This is a genomic window from Synechococcus sp. Tobar12-5m-g, assembly GCF_024345415.1.
Lineage (GTDB): Bacteria > Cyanobacteriota > Cyanobacteriia > PCC-6307 > Cyanobiaceae > Regnicoccus.
The window spans coordinates 26,068-41,257 of the sequence record NZ_JAGQBB010000021.1 but is presented as its reverse complement, the minus strand read 5'-3'; the positions used below and the strand labels follow the sequence as shown (position 1 = coordinate 41,257).

The 15,190-nt window shown below is 64.4% G+C and carries 16 protein-coding genes and 2 pseudogenes; 7 read left to right on the top strand and 11 right to left on the bottom strand.

The genetic code is table 11. From position 1 onward, the window contains the following. Nucleotides 1–115: 115 nt before the first annotated feature. The gene (locus KBY66_RS12595; RefSeq protein ID WP_255089931.1) at nucleotides 116–2,104 is read right to left on the bottom strand and encodes a S8 family serine peptidase; all 1,989 of its coding nucleotides are present in this window, start codon (nucleotides 2,102–2,104) and stop codon (nucleotides 116–118) included. A gap of 415 nt (nucleotides 2,105–2,519) precedes the next feature. Between KBY66_RS12595 and KBY66_RS12590 the strand changes: the two genes are divergently transcribed. Next, a complete protein-coding gene (locus tag KBY66_RS12590) occupies nucleotides 2,520–3,011 on the top strand; it encodes a hypothetical protein (RefSeq protein WP_255089930.1) in 492 nt (163 codons plus the stop codon). Between the two features lie 221 nt (nucleotides 3,012–3,232). Here KBY66_RS12590 and KBY66_RS12585 read toward each other — a convergent pair whose 3' ends face one another. From KBY66_RS12585 to KBY66_RS12570, 4 genes and pseudogenes are all read right to left on the bottom strand, one after another. Further along, the gene (locus KBY66_RS12585; protein ID WP_255089927.1) at nucleotides 3,233–3,724 is read right to left on the bottom strand and encodes a polysaccharide deacetylase family protein; all 492 of its coding nucleotides are present in this window, start codon (nucleotides 3,722–3,724) and stop codon (nucleotides 3,233–3,235) included. A 34-nt stretch (nucleotides 3,725–3,758) separates the two neighbouring features. Beyond that, entirely contained in the window at nucleotides 3,759–3,923 is a 165-nt protein-coding gene (locus KBY66_RS12580) for an alpha-amylase domain-containing protein (RefSeq protein WP_255089945.1), read from the bottom strand. 286 nt (nucleotides 3,924–4,209) lie between these two features. Beyond that, nucleotides 4,210–4,632, bottom strand: a pseudogene (locus KBY66_RS12575) (alpha-amylase family glycosyl hydrolase); the annotation flags it as partial. Between the two features lie 53 nt (nucleotides 4,633–4,685). Beyond that, nucleotides 4,686–5,408: an alpha-amylase family glycosyl hydrolase gene (locus KBY66_RS12570; RefSeq protein WP_255089926.1), complete on the bottom strand. Its 723-nt coding sequence runs from the start codon at nucleotides 5,406–5,408 to the stop codon at nucleotides 4,686–4,688. Nucleotides 5,409–5,598: 190 nt separating this feature from the next. Between KBY66_RS12570 and KBY66_RS12565 the strand changes: the two are divergent. Further along, nucleotides 5,599–5,700, top strand: a pseudogene (locus KBY66_RS12565) (phage holin family protein); the annotation flags it as partial. 46 nt (nucleotides 5,701–5,746) lie between these two features. Here KBY66_RS12565 and KBY66_RS12560 read toward each other — a convergent pair. The 5 genes from KBY66_RS12560 to KBY66_RS12535 all read right to left on the bottom strand — a co-directional run bounded on the left by KBY66_RS12560 (nucleotide 5,747) and on the right by KBY66_RS12535 (nucleotide 10,244). Then, nucleotides 5,747–6,520 (bottom strand): Coq4 family protein, encoded by a 774-nt coding sequence (locus KBY66_RS12560; protein ID WP_255089924.1) that lies wholly within the window; start codon nucleotides 6,518–6,520, stop codon nucleotides 5,747–5,749. An 85-nt stretch (nucleotides 6,521–6,605) separates the two neighbouring features. After that, entirely contained in the window at nucleotides 6,606–8,240 is a 1,635-nt protein-coding gene (locus tag KBY66_RS12555; RefSeq protein ID WP_255089922.1) for an alpha-amylase, read from the bottom strand. 60 nt (nucleotides 8,241–8,300) lie between these two features. Beyond that, nucleotides 8,301–9,464: a class I SAM-dependent RNA methyltransferase gene (locus KBY66_RS12550; RefSeq protein WP_255089920.1), complete on the bottom strand. Its 1,164-nt coding sequence runs from the start codon at nucleotides 9,462–9,464 to the stop codon at nucleotides 8,301–8,303. A 385-nt stretch (nucleotides 9,465–9,849) separates the two neighbouring features. Next, on the bottom strand, nucleotides 9,850–10,002 hold the full coding sequence (locus tag KBY66_RS12540; RefSeq protein ID WP_255089918.1) for a hypothetical protein: 153 nt from the start codon (nucleotides 10,000–10,002) through the stop codon (nucleotides 9,850–9,852). Nucleotides 10,003–10,031: 29 nt separating this feature from the next. After that, nucleotides 10,032–10,244 (bottom strand): hypothetical protein, encoded by a 213-nt coding sequence (locus tag KBY66_RS12535; RefSeq protein WP_255089916.1) that lies wholly within the window; start codon nucleotides 10,242–10,244, stop codon nucleotides 10,032–10,034. Here KBY66_RS12535 and KBY66_RS12530 point away from each other — a divergent pair. From KBY66_RS12530 to KBY66_RS12510, 5 genes are all read left to right on the top strand, one after another. After that, nucleotides 10,243–10,602: an RNA polymerase sigma factor gene (locus KBY66_RS12530; RefSeq protein WP_255089915.1), complete on the top strand. Its 360-nt coding sequence runs from the start codon at nucleotides 10,243–10,245 to the stop codon at nucleotides 10,600–10,602. The genes KBY66_RS12535 and KBY66_RS12530 overlap by 2 nt on opposite strands. A gap of 248 nt (nucleotides 10,603–10,850) precedes the next feature. Next, complete coding sequence (locus KBY66_RS12525; RefSeq protein WP_255089914.1) at nucleotides 10,851–11,237, top strand: MbcA/ParS/Xre antitoxin family protein; 387 nt, start codon at nucleotides 10,851–10,853, stop codon at nucleotides 11,235–11,237. A gap of 5 nt (nucleotides 11,238–11,242) precedes the next feature. Then, the gene (locus tag KBY66_RS12520; RefSeq protein ID WP_255089913.1) at nucleotides 11,243–11,992 is read left to right on the top strand and encodes an RES family NAD+ phosphorylase; all 750 of its coding nucleotides are present in this window, start codon (nucleotides 11,243–11,245) and stop codon (nucleotides 11,990–11,992) included. 284 nt (nucleotides 11,993–12,276) lie between these two features. Further along, the gene (locus KBY66_RS12515; RefSeq protein ID WP_255089912.1) at nucleotides 12,277–12,609 is read left to right on the top strand and encodes an ArdC family protein; all 333 of its coding nucleotides are present in this window, start codon (nucleotides 12,277–12,279) and stop codon (nucleotides 12,607–12,609) included. A 228-nt stretch (nucleotides 12,610–12,837) separates the two neighbouring features. Next, entirely contained in the window at nucleotides 12,838–14,283 is a 1,446-nt protein-coding gene (locus KBY66_RS12510) for a CoA transferase (protein WP_255089911.1), read from the top strand. Between the two features lie 81 nt (nucleotides 14,284–14,364). Here KBY66_RS12510 and KBY66_RS12505 read toward each other — a convergent pair whose 3' ends face one another. Next, nucleotides 14,365–15,150 (bottom strand): alpha/beta hydrolase, encoded by a 786-nt coding sequence (locus KBY66_RS12505; protein WP_255089910.1) that lies wholly within the window; start codon nucleotides 15,148–15,150, stop codon nucleotides 14,365–14,367. Between the last annotated feature and the right edge of the window lie 40 nt (nucleotides 15,151–15,190).

Here is a 15,190-nt window from a genome sequence, read left to right as displayed (position 1 = left end):
AGTCCCTCGGTCCCTTTTCTCTGGCCGTTGTTCTTCCCTTGGCTGCTGGATTGCGGCTGCTGGCTGTTGGGGGAGGCGCCGCAAGGCGCCCCGGAATGTTCCGCCTCCCCCAGGTTCAGAACGTCATCTCCAGCCGCAGGCTGCGCAGGGTGCCCGTGTCCTGGCCGGCCTTGTCGGCCACCTCCAGGGTCCAGGTGCCGGAAGGATCCTTGCCCTTCAGGTTGCTCAGCGCCGGTTTGTTCACCTCGTCGTAGGTGGTCTTGATGTTGTCCGTGCTGCCGCCAGTGCGATCGTGCAGCAGCAGTGGGGCGGCCCCCATGGCCGGCGGTGGGATCAACGTGAGTACCAGATCGCCGCTGTAGGTGTGATCGAGATCCACCGCCACCTTGATCGACTTCAGCGCCCCCTGGCCGGCCACCGGCAGCGTCAGCCGGGAGGTCTGGAAGTCGTTGATCGGCACATCCTGCACCACCTTGAAGATGATCGCCGGCAGCGGCTGGGCCGGTAAGGCCAGCTCCACCGCTTTGCGGGCACTCACCCGCCCGTAGCCATAAAACGGGCTGCGCCCACTGGCGTCGTAGTTGCCGCCAGCCGGATCGATCCTGACGCAGGATTGGCGCAGGATCTCCCGCACCTGATCCCAGCGCAGGGCTGGATTGCGGGCAATGATCAGGGCCGCCACACCGGCCACCCCGGGGCAGGCGCTGGAGGTGCCGCCGAAGGAATTGGTGTAGTGGCCCGCCCCATCGCCCTTCTGCAGGCTGCCCTGGTTGTAGCCGGCCACGCCGGACCGATCGGTGGTCCAGATGCCGGGCGTCAGCGAGGGCCTGCCGTCGTTGCTGGGGAAACTGCACCACACGGCCCGGCCGAAGTCGCTGTAGGCGCTGCGTTTCGACTGGTCGTTGCAGGCGGCGACGGCAATGACCTTGGAATAGCTCGCATAGCCGTCATTGTCGACACTCTCGTTGCCGTTGCCCGCCGCGAACACGATCACGCATCCCTTGCCGCTACGCCCCTGGTTGGTGGCGAAGTCCATCGCCAGCCGGGTGGAATCCGGCAACGGCACCACCTGCCGGTGAGCCGGATCGTTCGGGTCCCACCAGGCGCCATCGGCCGGTCCCCAGCTGCAGGAAATCACATCAGCGCCGTTTCGGGCCGCCCACACGAAGGCCTCCGCTTCCGCCTGGGAGCCCAGGCCAGAGGCGAGCCGGATCGGAATCAGTCGAGCTCCGGGGGCCACCCCTGCGGCGCCGAACTGACCGTTCGCGCAGGACACCCCCGCGCAGGCCGTGCCGTGGTCGTCACCCCGGCCTGGGCGGGGATCGCTGCTCTGCCGCGTCACGTCCCGCGGGGCAATGATCTTGCCCGAGGAGCGGAATTCCTCATGGTCGATGTCGATGCCATCGTCCACCACTGCCACGATCGCCCCGCTGCCGTCGCTGAGTTGCCAGGCCGCTTCCACATCGGCGTGGGCATCGACGAGCCGGCCGTTCAGCGTGGTGGCCTTGAGATGCCACTGGGGAGGAAAGGCCTGCCGGCGCTCTCGGCTCAGGCCCACCAGTTCGGGATGACAAAGCTCCACGCGCTCATCAGCCAGCAGGGTGGCGGCGATCTCGAAAACCGTGAGACCACAATTCGGGGGAGCCGCCACGAAGAAGGCCTGGCGGGCGTAATCGAGGGCTCGCTTCACGCTGAGTCCGTGCTGTTGCAACAGGCCCTGGCAGGCCTCGTCGTCCTCGTCATCCTCAAATTTGACGAACAGGTTCTCCGTGTAGACCAACGGCTTGGCGAATGCATCCACCAGCACCCTTCCCGCGAAGGCCACCTCCGGTTCGGCCTTGAGCAGGCGGCGGGCGTTGTCGCGCAGCCCGCCATCGGCCTGGGTGTTTTTCGTGCTCAGCAGTTCAACCCCCGCCTCCCGGAAACGGGTGATGGTCTGGAACTGATCAAGGACGCGGCGGGTTTCAGCGCTGAGCGGAGACACTTCGAAGGCCCGCTCCGGCATCACCGCCTGGCGGCTCTGGGTGCGGACGACGAGGTGATTGGTGCTGATCTCCAGTTCATAGGGGGCGCCATTATTGCCGCCGTAGCGAACCTGGACCATGGGACGATCTCCTTGGGAACAACGGATGGAATTGCTTTGCTGCAGCTAGGTCGCTGCTATGGAGCTGCGAGGCTGCAGCAGGGTTGCCAACGGCGTGGATTGGCCTTCAAGCGTTCATGCTCCTTCAGGAGCGAGCCGGAGTTGAGCCGTCTCGACATGTCTTGATCAGGCTTCATGAGCCCAGAAAATCTTCATGCTTCTTCAGCTGCATCCTGGGTGATCGTGGTGCCCCGGTAGCAGGCAGATCGATGCTGCGGCATCCGTCATGATCTTCGTCCCGCGTGGTAGCTTGAAACTCATGGGTTGTTGGGTCATGGTGTGAGTGAGAAGGACATCCAACCATTCCCTGTTGCTGCCCATCGCGCGTTGGTTGCCAGGGTTGTGGTTGGTCGTTCTGTTGCTCACTGTCTGTGACATGAGCCTGGCGAATGAATTGTTTGATGGGTTCCCGCAGCAGATCTCCACGGGAGGATCGACGGCGTTGGTCGTTGAGCAGAAGCCCGGCTATTTCGCCCTCCATGGTGAGCCCCTGCCGAGGGAGAAAGCTGTTCTGTTGTTCGAGCCCGAACGGATTGCCGTGCTGCAGGGATCTCCTTCGCCGCCCCTCGCCCCAACCCAGGCCATCAGCCCGGTCTATGCCCCGAAAGGGGGCGAGTCCCTGGCCGTTCCCACCGGGCAACTCTTCATCCGTTTCCGACAAGGAGCCACCCTGTCAGCCCACCGCGCCGAACTGGAGCAGGCGGGCTACGCCATTGCGCAGGAGCTCGATTACGCGCCTGAGGCTGCCTGGCTGCGTGCCCGTTCGGGCAGCATCGCCGGGGCCCTGGACGGTGTTTCCAGGCTCAGAGCCATCGCTGCGGTGGAACGTGTCGAGCCGCAATTGTTGATGCAGAGGGTCCACCGCTAGCGGCCTCCCCCTGGAGTGATGAGGCTCGGGCGATTGGTTTCTTCGTCTTGCTGCTGGCGGGCTCGGCTGGGGAGACGGGCTGGGCGTTGAGCAGCTGGTTCAGCTTCTGGGAGGAACTTCTGGCGAACCTATCGTCGATCTGGAAGGTGGGCCTGTTGAGGATCGCCAATTGATCATCGATCGACCGGGTCAGGGCGGCCATACCTGCTTCCGTGTTCAGATCAAGGGCGGTGCCTGGGCTCGCAGCGGAATTCGTTGCCGTTGTGGAGTTGTGGCATGGCGGGATGGAACCAGCCGCCGCCTGGGCGAAACCAGCGCAAGGCTGCCCATCCCGATGGGGCGGCTTGCTGGATCGCCCGCTCCGTTGCCAGCAACTGGCGCAGGAAGTCGGCCTTCGACAGGCCGGCGGCGCGCCCATCCCGCCAGAGGTGGTTGCCCACCTCGTGGCCCTCCTCCAGGGCCCGCGCGACGAAACCTGGGTTCCTCTCCAGGTGGCTACCGATCACAAAGAAGCTGGCCCGCACGTTCAATCTCCGCAACAGGTCCAGCAGGGCGTCTGAGCCTGGGCCAGGCCCGTCGTCGATCGTGAGGGCGAGCAGGGGTTCCCTGGTGGGCGCACAGAACATCACCCCAGGCACCAGCCGGGCCACCACCCCACGCACCAGCAGCGACGGCATCAGCACGGCCAGGCTGACCAGGAGCAGGACGACCACCAGCAGAACCTGCGCCGCCGGGGCCCAGCGCCCTTCAGAGCGTCACTCCCATCTCCGCCAGGGCCGCCTCCTCCACCCACACCGACACCGAGCCCCCCGGGCAGAGCCATTCCGCCCAGCCATCTCCGTTGGTGGTGATCGACGCCTGAATGTGCCCGGTCAGGTCGCGGATGGTGGTGTTTCGCTTCCCCACCTCCATCCACTTGCTGCCGGCGGGCCCGTCGCTCATCAGCACCGCCATGGCGTGCGGGTGACCCGGGGGTCCCCAGTCGGGTCCAGCCGATGCTGTTGAAGTGGTCGAGATAGTCGTACTGGGGGCCGTAGGCGCAGTGGCCGCGGGCCAGCAGGAAGCGGTCGATCCGGAAGCGGTGGCTGGGCAGAAGGATCCTGTAGTCGTGGCCGTTTTTGCTGTCCGTGTAATCGGCGCCGTAGTAATCGGCCTGGAAGATGCACGGATAGCCCTGGTCACGCAGCAGGATCACGGCGAAGGCGAGGGGTTTGAACCAGGCCTCCACCACCGATTCCAGCGACTGCAGCGGTTGGGTGTCGTGGTTGTCCACCAGCGTCACTGCCAGCAGGGGGATCTGCTGCATCAAGGTGCCGTCGAGGAGGCGGCTCATGTCGTCGTTGCCGCCGCTGTGGCTGGCCTGGTGAAAGTTCATGTTCAGCGGCGCATCGCAGAGGCTCATGCGCCCGCCGCTGTTGGCCGCGTACCAGTGGAGGGTTTCGATGTTGTAGCTCCAGTACTCGCCCACCACGAACAGATCGCACTGGGCGTGGTCTTCCAGCTCCGTGATCCAGTCGAGGAAGAAGTTGCTGGCGATGTGCTTGATCGCATCGAGCCGGAAGCCATCCACCCCCACGGTTCCCAGGGTCCATTGGCCCCAGTACTTCAGTTCGCCGCGCACCTCGGGATGGCTCACGTTGAGTCGCAGCCCATCAGAAAGTCGTCATTGCCCTTCTACAGATCCACACTGTGTTCGAAGGCGGCGCCGTGGGAGCGCCACACGGCCTTGCAGCCAGGATCGAGTCCGTTGAAATCGACGGCGTCGAAGTGGTACCAGTGCCACTGCATGGTGGAGTACTTGTTGGCGCGGCCGTCGAAGCGGTAACGGGTCCAGCCGCCGATCGAGCGCTCATCGCCAAGGGGCCTGTTGCGGTCGGAGGGGTCGTAGGGCGTGGCTGGATACTCCTCCTGTTCGTCGGCATTCATCTTGTGGTTGAACACCACATCCGCGTACACCTGGATTCGCGCCCCTCGGCAGGCCTTCACCGCCTCCAGGTATTCATCCTTCGTGCCGTACTTCGTGCGCACCGTGCCCTTCTGGTTGAACTCGCCCAGATCGAACAGGTCGTAGGTGCCATAGCCCACGTCCCACACGCTGCCGCCCATGTAGGCCGGGGGCAACCACAGGGCGGTGATGCCGGCCTTGGCCAGGGCCGGTGCCTCCTCCTTGAGCCGCCGCCAGTGGCTGCCGTCGCCCTCGCTGGTCCACCAGTGGAACCACTGCATCAGCGTGCCGTTGAATTCCGTGGGTGCCGCCAGCTTGCGGGCGCTGATTTCGGCTTCGTGGCTGGCCAGCCACTGCTGCAGCAGGGCCACCGTCGACGTGCCGGTGCCGAGGGCCGGATCCCTCTCCACGGCGAGAACCTGCCCTTTGAGCGCTTCAAAAGGTGAGGCCATGGGAGCTGGAGGCGGCGTAGGCAGGACCCATCGCTAGCAGTGCTGGCCCGGAGTTGCCGTGGCGGGCCTCAGCGGATCTCGTGGCGGAGCCAGCGGCAGTCGATGCAGCCGTTGCTCACCGGCACCCGGCGGCTGCCTTCATGCGCAGAGCACTCGTGAGGGCGACAGGGAGGGCCGCAGCACCGGCTGGATCGCGGCGAGCCTGGTGAGCGCCCTGGTCACCTCGGTGAAGGATCTGCATGTGCGCATCGCCCTGCAGGAGGCCGACAGTGAGAAGCGGCGGCTGATCAGCCGCACCCCCCGAGCCATTCTGGGCCGCTGAAGCTGCGGCGGTTCACTCAGGCTGCCAGCGCCGCAGTGATGGAGGGGTTGCTGTACCAGCTCATCGGCCCCTCCTTCACGGCCTCGATCCCCAGCTCAGCCCGCAGCTCCTCGAGGTTCTGGTCCATGCGCTCCTCCCAGAGCACCGGGAACAGGGGCTTGGCCTTCTCCGCCATCTCCAGGCCTTTGAGTATCATCCCGAGGGTGTAGCGGGCGGTGCGGGCCTGCTGCTCGGCGCCCTCGATCGCATCGAAGGGAACATCGGATCGTAACCAGGTCATCAGCAGGAGCACCAGATCAAGGAAGCCGAGGCCGGGGTGGTTGAACTGACCCACGCTGATGCTGATGACACCGATTTCGCCGCGGCCGTCGAGGCTGAAGCCACTGATGATGTGATGGAGGTCATGGGTGGCGTAGACCCGGTAGTTGATGTAATCGGCATCGGTTTCCAGGTCGTTGTAAAACGACGGCTCCGGGAAGAAGTTGATGTCGTAACCGAGCGCACCCAAGGCGGTGGCATAGGTGTGACCGAGGCTTCCCTTGGGCAGGCGTTTGAGGGCTTCGGCGTCGTAGGGACCACACAGCCGCCGTTCCTTGATCAGGGCGGACGCGGCGGGATCACGCTGGAGCAAGGTGGTGCAGAGCTTCATCGGCTTGGAGTCACGCAGCCGGTGGGAGAGCAGGAACGCATTGCCGGCGTCGGCCCCGCTGCCCACGGCCAGATCTGCCAGCTCAAGAAACTGCTTCAGATTGGCCTGGGTGGCGATGGCGTCGAGGTAGCGGAAACCCATGGATGAGCTGTCGGGGAATTGGGAGGATCAGGAAATGGGATGTTGCACCCAGAGCATGTTCACCCTGGGGTGGCTCAGCGCTGGCTCAATCCTGCGGGAGGCCAGCCTCCTCCACCCAGACGGAAACCGAGCCGCCCTGGCAGCGGAACTCCGCCCAGCCGTGCTCATTGGTGGTGATCGGATCACTGAGGTGGCCGGTGAGATCGCGGAACAGGGTGTGGGGCTTGCCCACTTCCATCCACTTGCTCCCTCCCGGACCAGCGCTGAGCAGCACCGCCATGGCGTGGGGATGCTCAGTGCTGCCGAGCCGCGTCCAACCGATGGTGTGAACGTGATCGAAATAGTCGTACTGGTCGCCGTAGGCGAACAGGTTGCGAGCCAGCAGCAGCTTGTCGAGGATGGCGTGATGGCTGTTGAGCCAGATTTCGTAGGTGTTGCCATCGCGACCCTTATCGATGTAGTGGGCGCCGTAGTAATCGGGATGGAAGATGCAGGGGTAGCCCTCCCGCCGCAACAAAATGATTGCGTAGGCCAGGGGCTTGAACCAGCCCTCCACCACCGATTCCAGGGCCTGCAATGGCTGGGTGTCATGATTCTCCACAATCGTCACCGCCAGCAGTGGCATCTCCTTCATCAGCGTGCCATCGAGAATGGTGCGCATGTCGAAGCCCTCACCGTTGCGGCTCGCTTGGTGAAAATTGTTGTGGAGAGGTGCATCGAAGAGGCTGAGCTTACCGCCGGTGTTCGCGGCATACCAGCTCAAGGTGGCGAGGTTGTAGGTCCAGTACTCGCCCACAATGAAGAGATCACGCTTCGCGTAGTCCTCCAGGTGCTGGACCCATTCGCCGAAGAAATCGCTGCTGATGTGCTTGATCGCATCGAGGCGGAAGCCATCGACACCCACATGATCCAGCATCCACTCGCCCCAGTGTTTTAGCTCCCCACGCACCTCAGGATGGTTGATGTCAAGATCGCACCCCATCAGATAGTCGTAGTTGCCACTCTCCAGATCGACGTTGCCTTCGAACTGCTTGTCCTTCATGCGCCAGATCGCCTTGAAACCAGGGTCGAGGCTGTTGTAATCCACTGCATCGAAATGCCACCAGTGCCAGTCCATGCTGGAGTGGAGCTTGTTGCGTGCAGGAAAGTTGTATCCCGTCCAGGAGCGGATCGTCCGTGCTTCTCCCAGGGGTTCGTAGCGGTTGGAGGGGTTGAAAGGGATGGCCTCGAAATCCTCCTCGAAATCAGCCGCCATCTTGTGGTTCAGCACCGCATCGGCATACACCTGGATGCCGTGGTCATGGCAGGCCTTGATCACGGCCAGATACTCATCTTTGGTTCCATATTTAGTGGCCACCGTGCCCTTCTGGTCGAACTCTCCCAGGTCGAAGAGGTCGTAGGTGCCATAGCCCACGTCGTTGGCGCCACCGATGCCCTTGTTGGCCGGCGGCAGCCAGAGGCCGGTGATGCCCAACTTGGCCAGGGCGGGTGTTTCCGCCAGCAATCGCCTCCAGTGCTGGCCATCGGCCGGGGTGTACCAATGGAACCACTGCATCATCGTGCCGTTGTATTCCCCAACGCCCTTCTTGCTGAGCAGATCGTCGGTGTGGGACGCGAGCCAGTCCTTCAGCAGGGCGATGGCGGCCTCGGCCGTATCCTGCGCCGGGTCGCGCTCGGCCTCGAGAACCAGATCTCTCAGCTCAGTGAAGATGGGGTCCATGCTGTAGGGAATTGCCGGGCGCATTCTATCGGCGTTCTGGAGATCCGGGTTAACACCCGATCAACGGATCTCGTATTTCAACCAGCGGCAATCGATGCCGCCGTTGCTCACGGGGATGCGGCGGCTGGCTTTCATTCGCAGGGCGCCGGTGCGCTCGGCGTTGCCGCTCAGCAGCCAGAGGGTCCAGCCGGAACAGCGCGCCTTGACCATGGCGCCGAGATCGCCGTAGAGCTGCTCGAGGTCTTCTCCGGCGCCGAGGCGCTCGCCGTAGGGCGGATTGCAGACGATCACCCCCGGCTGCGGGGGTGGCACGAAGTCTCGGCAGTCGCCGTGTTGCAACGCCAGCCAGGGGGCCACGCCGGCCGCCGTGGCGTTGGCGGCGGCCTGCTCCAGCACGGCCTGGTCCCGCTCCATGCCGATGATCGGCGCCAGGGGAAGGCCCTCCGCCAGATCATCACGGGCCAGGGCGGCCGCCGATGCCGACTCCCGCTCCCAGAGCACCGCGTCGAAATCGGCCCAGCGGCGCAGGGCCAGCTCTCGGCCCACCAGGCCAGGCGCCCGGCCCAGGGCAGCGCAGGCCGCCTCGATCAGCAGGGTGCCGGATCCACAGAGCGGATCGGCCAAGGGCACGCGGCCATCCCAGCCGGTGAAACCGATCAGGCCGGCGGCCAGGTTCTCCTTGAGCGGCGCCAGGCCCATGGCGGCCCGCCAGCCGCGCCGGTGCAGGCTGCCGGCCGAGCCATCCAGGCTCAGCACCGCCTCACTGCCGCGCTTGGCGGCGCCCAGGTGCAGATGGAGGCAGAGGTCGGGATCCTCCAGGTCGATCGAGGAGCGCGCGCCCCAACGCTGCCGTTGCCGATCGACGATGGCGTTCTTCACCTGCAGGGCGGTGAAGTGGCTATGGCTGAGGCCGGGCGCTGTGCCGCTCACCTCCACCCGGAAACTGCGCTGCGGTGGCAGCCAGTGGTCCCAGTCGGCGGAGGCCTGCACGCCGGCATAGAGCTGCTCCGGGCCGTTGCAGGGGAAGCGGGCCAGCTCCCGCAGGATCCGGAAGGGCAGCCGGGCCCGCAGATGCAGCCGGTAGAGGCAGGCGTCGTCGCAGCGGAAGGCCACGGCCCGGCGCAGGGGTTGCACCGCCTCGGCGCCAAGGGCGGCCAGCTCGGCGGCACCCGGCTCCTCCAGCCCCGGCGGCACCACGGCGATGCAGGCAAACGGGGCGTTCATCGGGGGGATCGGCCGGGGCGGCAGAGAGGGTTCGGTGATGCTCACCCTGCCGGGTGGAAGGCCAGGTGGAACAGGTGCCACAATCATCAGGTCCGTCCTCGGGCGGACTAGGTGGCTCACACCGGTGCTTCGGACAGCGGTTCGATTCCGCTCAGCTCCATTTCACCCGCCTTCCAGCGGGTTCATCCAGGGGCTGCAATGGTTTCGACGGGGTAGTAGGAGGGTGACTGAAGCCTGCTCGGTAAGAGCAAATCCGTAACAGCGAACAACATCGTTGCTTTCTCCCGTCAGCCCGCCCCTGTGGCCGCCTGACTCCTTAGGGAGATGGGGTAAGTCAGCCTTATCACCCAATTGACTCACGGGGGCTGGAAGGCCCCCATCCCTTTCAGAACTTGCGCAGCTCCCGGCGTGGATCCCGCTGGGTTCCCCCCAGGCTGTGAACCACCTGCAAGCCCAGGCCAACCAGCAGCACCCCCAAGGCCAGCAGTGGCCAGAGATTGTTGCGGGAGGTCATCACGTGGACAGCGATCACATCCATGCTCGCCCGTCCAGGTCAAACGCCCTGCATCAATCGAGCTGGAGGATGCCCGCCAGGTGGCCCAGATGCAGCTCTGGCTCTCCTGCCGGCAAGTCACCGAGCCCGTTTCTGCCGCCGTCTATCTCAGGCGCTGCATCAAGGGCGCCCTGCTCCACCACCTGCGCGATCACGGCCGCCTGGTCCGCGTCCCGCGGCGGGAGCACGAGAAAGGCACCCACCCCTGGGCCCACCAGAGCCTGCATGCACCTTTGCCCAGTGGCGCCATCTGGATCGATCAGCCGGAAGGCCGCCAACGTGGAAGCCCTGCTGGATCGGCTGCCAGCGGCCCAGGCGGCCGTGATTCGGCTCTCGCTCCTGGAGGGCCAGAGCCTCCGCCAGATCGGCGCAAAGCTGGGCACCAGCGCCATGTCAGCCCAGCGGCGCCGGCAGGCAGGCCTGGCCCATCTGGGGCTTGCGGTGGGATCGCGCATCATCCGCCTGGGCAAGGGCTGCGCGAGCTGCTCGTGCCTCGCCTCCCTTGCCGCCCTGGGGCACCACTCAGTCGTCCCGCGCTTTGCCGTTCATGGCCGCGTCCCAGTCCCGTTCACGCAAAAGCTATGAAGGCCCTACAGCCGAGGAAAAGATCATCGTTTTCTTCTTCTTCCATGGGCTGGAAATGCTCCATCTTCTCTGCCACCACCGGCAGTGGCATCACCACAGATCCGGTGAGCCATGACCTCAGTGATCCGGCCGTGCCCTGGAGGAGCCCCTGGTGGACGATCCGCAGCTGTGAGCAGGACACGTCCTTGGCTATTTCACTGCTGATTTCCTCTCAAACCATCTATGTTTGATGCAAATACATCAGGTTGATGGCCGTTATTGATCGCTCGCCCCCACTCGCCGCATCAACGGCTCCGCTCACGGATGCCCAGCTGCTGATCCAGGCGCTGCTGCGGGCCTCTGATGAGCTGGAGCTGAGCCGCTCGGCCCTGGCGCGGGTGCTGGGTCGAGATCGCTCTCTCTTTGCCCGGGGCAAGGGCATCGACCCTGCCTCCAAGACCGGTGAACTGGCCCTGTTGGTGGTGCGTCTTTACCGGAGCTTGGCGGTGCTGGTGGGCAATGACCGCGAGCAGATGCGCCACTGGTTTCACACCGCCAACCGCCACACCGGCGGCGTGCCCGCTGAACAGGTGCAGCGAACCGAGGATCTGGTGGAGATCGTGCATTACCTCGACGCCATGCGCGCCCGAATCTGACGGCGATGGATCTGCTCGCCATCGTGCAGGCCGCAGCGGAGGTCCCCTTGGTGGGAACGGTGCTGCGGCTTGTGCAGCAGCAGGGCATCGATTCGCTTGGCCCTCTGGTGGATGACCTGGACCAGCTGGCGCGGCTGGAGGTCCTGGTGGAAAGCAGCAAGCCGCCGATGCCCTCCCTGCCGGCGCCAGCAACCAGCCATCCGCTGCTCACCACCCCGTTCCGCTACCCGCCCCTGCGGCATGGCTCCCGCTTCGGGGGTCGAGAGAGTCGGGGGATGTTCTATGGCTCCCGCACGCGCATCGGTTCGTTGTTGGAGGGGGCGTACGACGCGCTGCTGTTCTGGGAAGGTTTCAGCGAACCCCCCAAAGCACCGATCCGTCGCCGGCAGACTCTGTTCTCGGTGGTGCTTCAAACCAGTCGGGGCCTGCAACTTCAGGCTGTGGCTGACCCCGCCGCTCAGACTGGCCTGCGGGATCCACTGCACTACGGACCCACCCAAAGGCTGGGGAATTGGATGAGGGAGGTGGGAATCGAGGCGTTTGAGTACTTGAGCGCCCGCACCAGTGAGTCGCTTGTCCAGGTGGGGGTGTTCACGCCGGCGGCACTGGTCTCCACGCCTTTTGATCAGGTGGAGATCACCGGCGAGGTCAACGGCGATCACGCGTCCTTCCTGAGTCATGACGACGGGACGGTGCATCGCTTCCCCCGGGAGCTGTTCCTGGTGGAGGGAGAGCTGCCGCAGGCCGCAGCCTGAGGGCAGCCAATGTTGCAACCACTGCTTGGGTCTGCTGGGTCGCAGGACCGGAGCGGCGGGAGCGTCTTCCAGCAGCGCTGCCAGGTGCTCCCGGTCCTGACGGTTCATGCCCAACCCCAGCCAACAACAGCTGTTGCCAGGAAGGGTGCGTCGCGCGGGGTTCCTCATGGTCGCCCCACGGGCAAGGGCTGATGTGAGCGGCTCGGTGGCAGGCGCCGTCGCCGCCCTTGCCGCCCTGGGGCACCACTCGGGCGTCCCGCGCCTTGCCTGCCATGGTCGCGTCCATGTCCCGCTCACGCAAATCCTGCGATGGCCCCACGGCCGAGGAAAAGATCGTCGCCTCGTTGATTGAGCTAAGGGAGGCCGGATCAGCCCCCTGGCGGCGGCCCTGGGATGGCAGCGGTGGTGGCCACCACGTCAACCTGCTCTCGGGTCATCGCTACCGCGGCGCCAATCCGATCCTGCTCACCCTTGGAATGCACATGCGGGCATTGCCAAGCGACCTCCCCGCCGCTGGGCAGGATCGACCCACTGCTGGCGTTAGCCGGGGTGGTGTGAATCAATCCACCGCCTCCAGAAATCGATGCCGAGCCAGCTACCTTGGCCATGCCCCCTGATGGGCGGCAGAGGCGTCATCATTGGTGGCAGCTACCGCTACAGCCCTGATCAACCTATAGGAGTCCACACTCAGGGGGCGGAGAATTGGCTGATCATCTATGGGACTCTTATCACACTGGCGGCTCAATTCTGAATGTGCTGACCATGGACACTACGCACGGCATCTCGCTAAGATCAATTCGTCCTCCACAGGTGGCGGCGATTGAAGCGCCAAAGCCGCAGAAAGCATGGCCTCAGTTGAAACTGAATCCGTTCAACTTGCTCTGGATATCATCCAGAAGGCTTTGGGGCGTCGAGAGAGCGCCTACCAAGGCAAGGTCACCATCCGAAACAGCGATCCGCTGCTCGCATCCCGCCATCGATTTGGCGAGTTGATGGCGGCCGCGCAGGCCAGTCTTGGGATGTGCCTTGGTGACATCTGGCATCAACGGGGAGGCCCGGTTCAGGATGTAACCACTGATGCCCATGCGGGGGTACACCAGCACCATGGAATTGCGTATCTTCGCCAAAACGGTAGAGAGCTTGGATTTACAGATTACGGCGCACCTGGATCCTTCGACGATGAAGTCGGTGGCGAGTTCTATGCCACCCGTGACGGCCGCTTTATCAAGTTTGAAACATTGTATCCGCGGCTTCACGATGCTGTTTATCGCGTTCTGAAGTGCGCCCCGACCCCAAGAGCTGTCGAGCAGGTTGTCAGCACTTGGGATGCCGAAGCACTTGAACGGGCCCTACGGGATGAGGGTGCTGCCGTTGGTGTAGTGCGCAGTGCGGAGGAATGGCGCCGCCATCCTGTGGGGGCTCGACTGGCATCAAAGCCTGTAGTGGAACTGATCAAGATTGGCGAGAGTGATCCTATCCCGCTTCCGGCGAATCTTCCATCTGATGGTCGCCCACTGCACGGTATCAACGTCCTGGATTGCACCCACGTCATTGGCGGTCCGATCACCGCCCGCACCCTGGCTGAGTTTGGCGCTAATGTTCTACACCTCTCACGTGTCGATTACCCCGATCACCTTAACTGGCGGCTCGAAACTGATATCGGTAAGCGTGCTGCTTACTGCGACCTGCGTGACAGTGCAGACCGTCAGGCTTTCTTCAGTCTGCTGCAGGACGCCGATGTCTTCACCTGTTCCTACTTAAATCTAGATAAGAAGGGTATTTCTCCAAAAATTCTTGCCACAAGCAAGCCTGGAATTATCGCTCATGAGTTGCGCTGCTTCGATTTTGAAGGGGAGTGGGCAGACTTCCGTGGCTTCGACATGCTGGCCGTAGCTGTTTCCGGCTATGTGGACGAGGAAGGGGCCGTGGATGCTCCATTGATGCCAGTGCAGAACATCTTCGCTGACTACCTGGCTGGTTATGTTGGCGCTGCTGCGATTTCTGCGGCATTGCTTAAACGTGCAGAAGAGGGTGGCAGCTATCAGGTGCGGGTCTCACTTACTCGCATGTGTATGTGGGCACAGGATGTTGGCCTGCTAGACGCTTCCGCTCTCAGTGGAAGTCGTCCATGGGCAGATCTTATTCGAGAAGCACAGCTTCCGGTCGAGACGATTGACGGTCCGTTTGGCAAGATCACCTACCTCCCCAGTCTTCTAGAGATGACGGACATCAAACCCGGCTTCGATCGCTCTACCCAACCACTCGGATCCTCCTCCCTTAGCTGGGTCTGAAGAGAGCTTTGCTTTGTTTCAACGGCATGAGGCTCAGCCCCACTCCCCATCGCTGCCAACAGCCGGGATTAGCCAGATCTGCTAGCGGCTGTGGGGACGGCCAGTGTCCTGGCCTTGCAGGGCAGCGCGGAAGGCCGCCGAGCTGAGGATCGGCGTGTTGTGGTCGAGGTCGGGCACCAGAATCAGCTCTGCCACGCCGGGCTGGAAGGCGCGGTGCAGGGCGACGGCGTGGCGCGTGGGCACCACCCGATCGACGGCAGCCGCCACGATCGTGGTGGGGGCGCGCACCAGGGGCGCCTCGGCGGCCGCATCCCAGCGATCGAGCAGCAGCAGATCCACCGGCAGCCACGGCATGGTGCCGCGGGCCACCGCCAGCAGGCTGTCGAAAGGTACCAGCAGAACCAGCCGCTGCACCGTGCGGGTGGCAGCCAGATGCACCGCCGGCCCGGTGCCAAGGCTGCGGCCCACCACCGTCACCGCGCTGTGGCGCTCGGCCACGTGGGCATAGAGGGCCCGGGCGTCGGCGCGCAGGGCCGCTTCGCTGGGTCTGCCCTCGCTGCCGCCGTAGCCGCGGTAGTGGAGCAGATAGAGGGCCGTGTCGGGCAGCAGGGCGGCCAGCTCGGCGCGGGTGAGGGACACGTCCTCGGCGTTGCCGCCGAAGTAGATCAGCGCCCGGGGCCCCGGATGGGGGCGGTGGGCCACCAGCACGCGCTTGCCCTCCACCTGCAGCTCCAGCCGGCCGGAAGGATCGGCGGCGGGCCGGGGGAAATAGATGAACGAGCGCTGGGCCAGGAACATCAACAGGCAGACACCGCCGTAGCCCAGCGCCAGCAAGCCGGCCCAGCCGAGCCACCTACCCACAGTCATCGGTGCTTTGCCCAGCGTCCTTCAGCAGCTCAGGATGAAC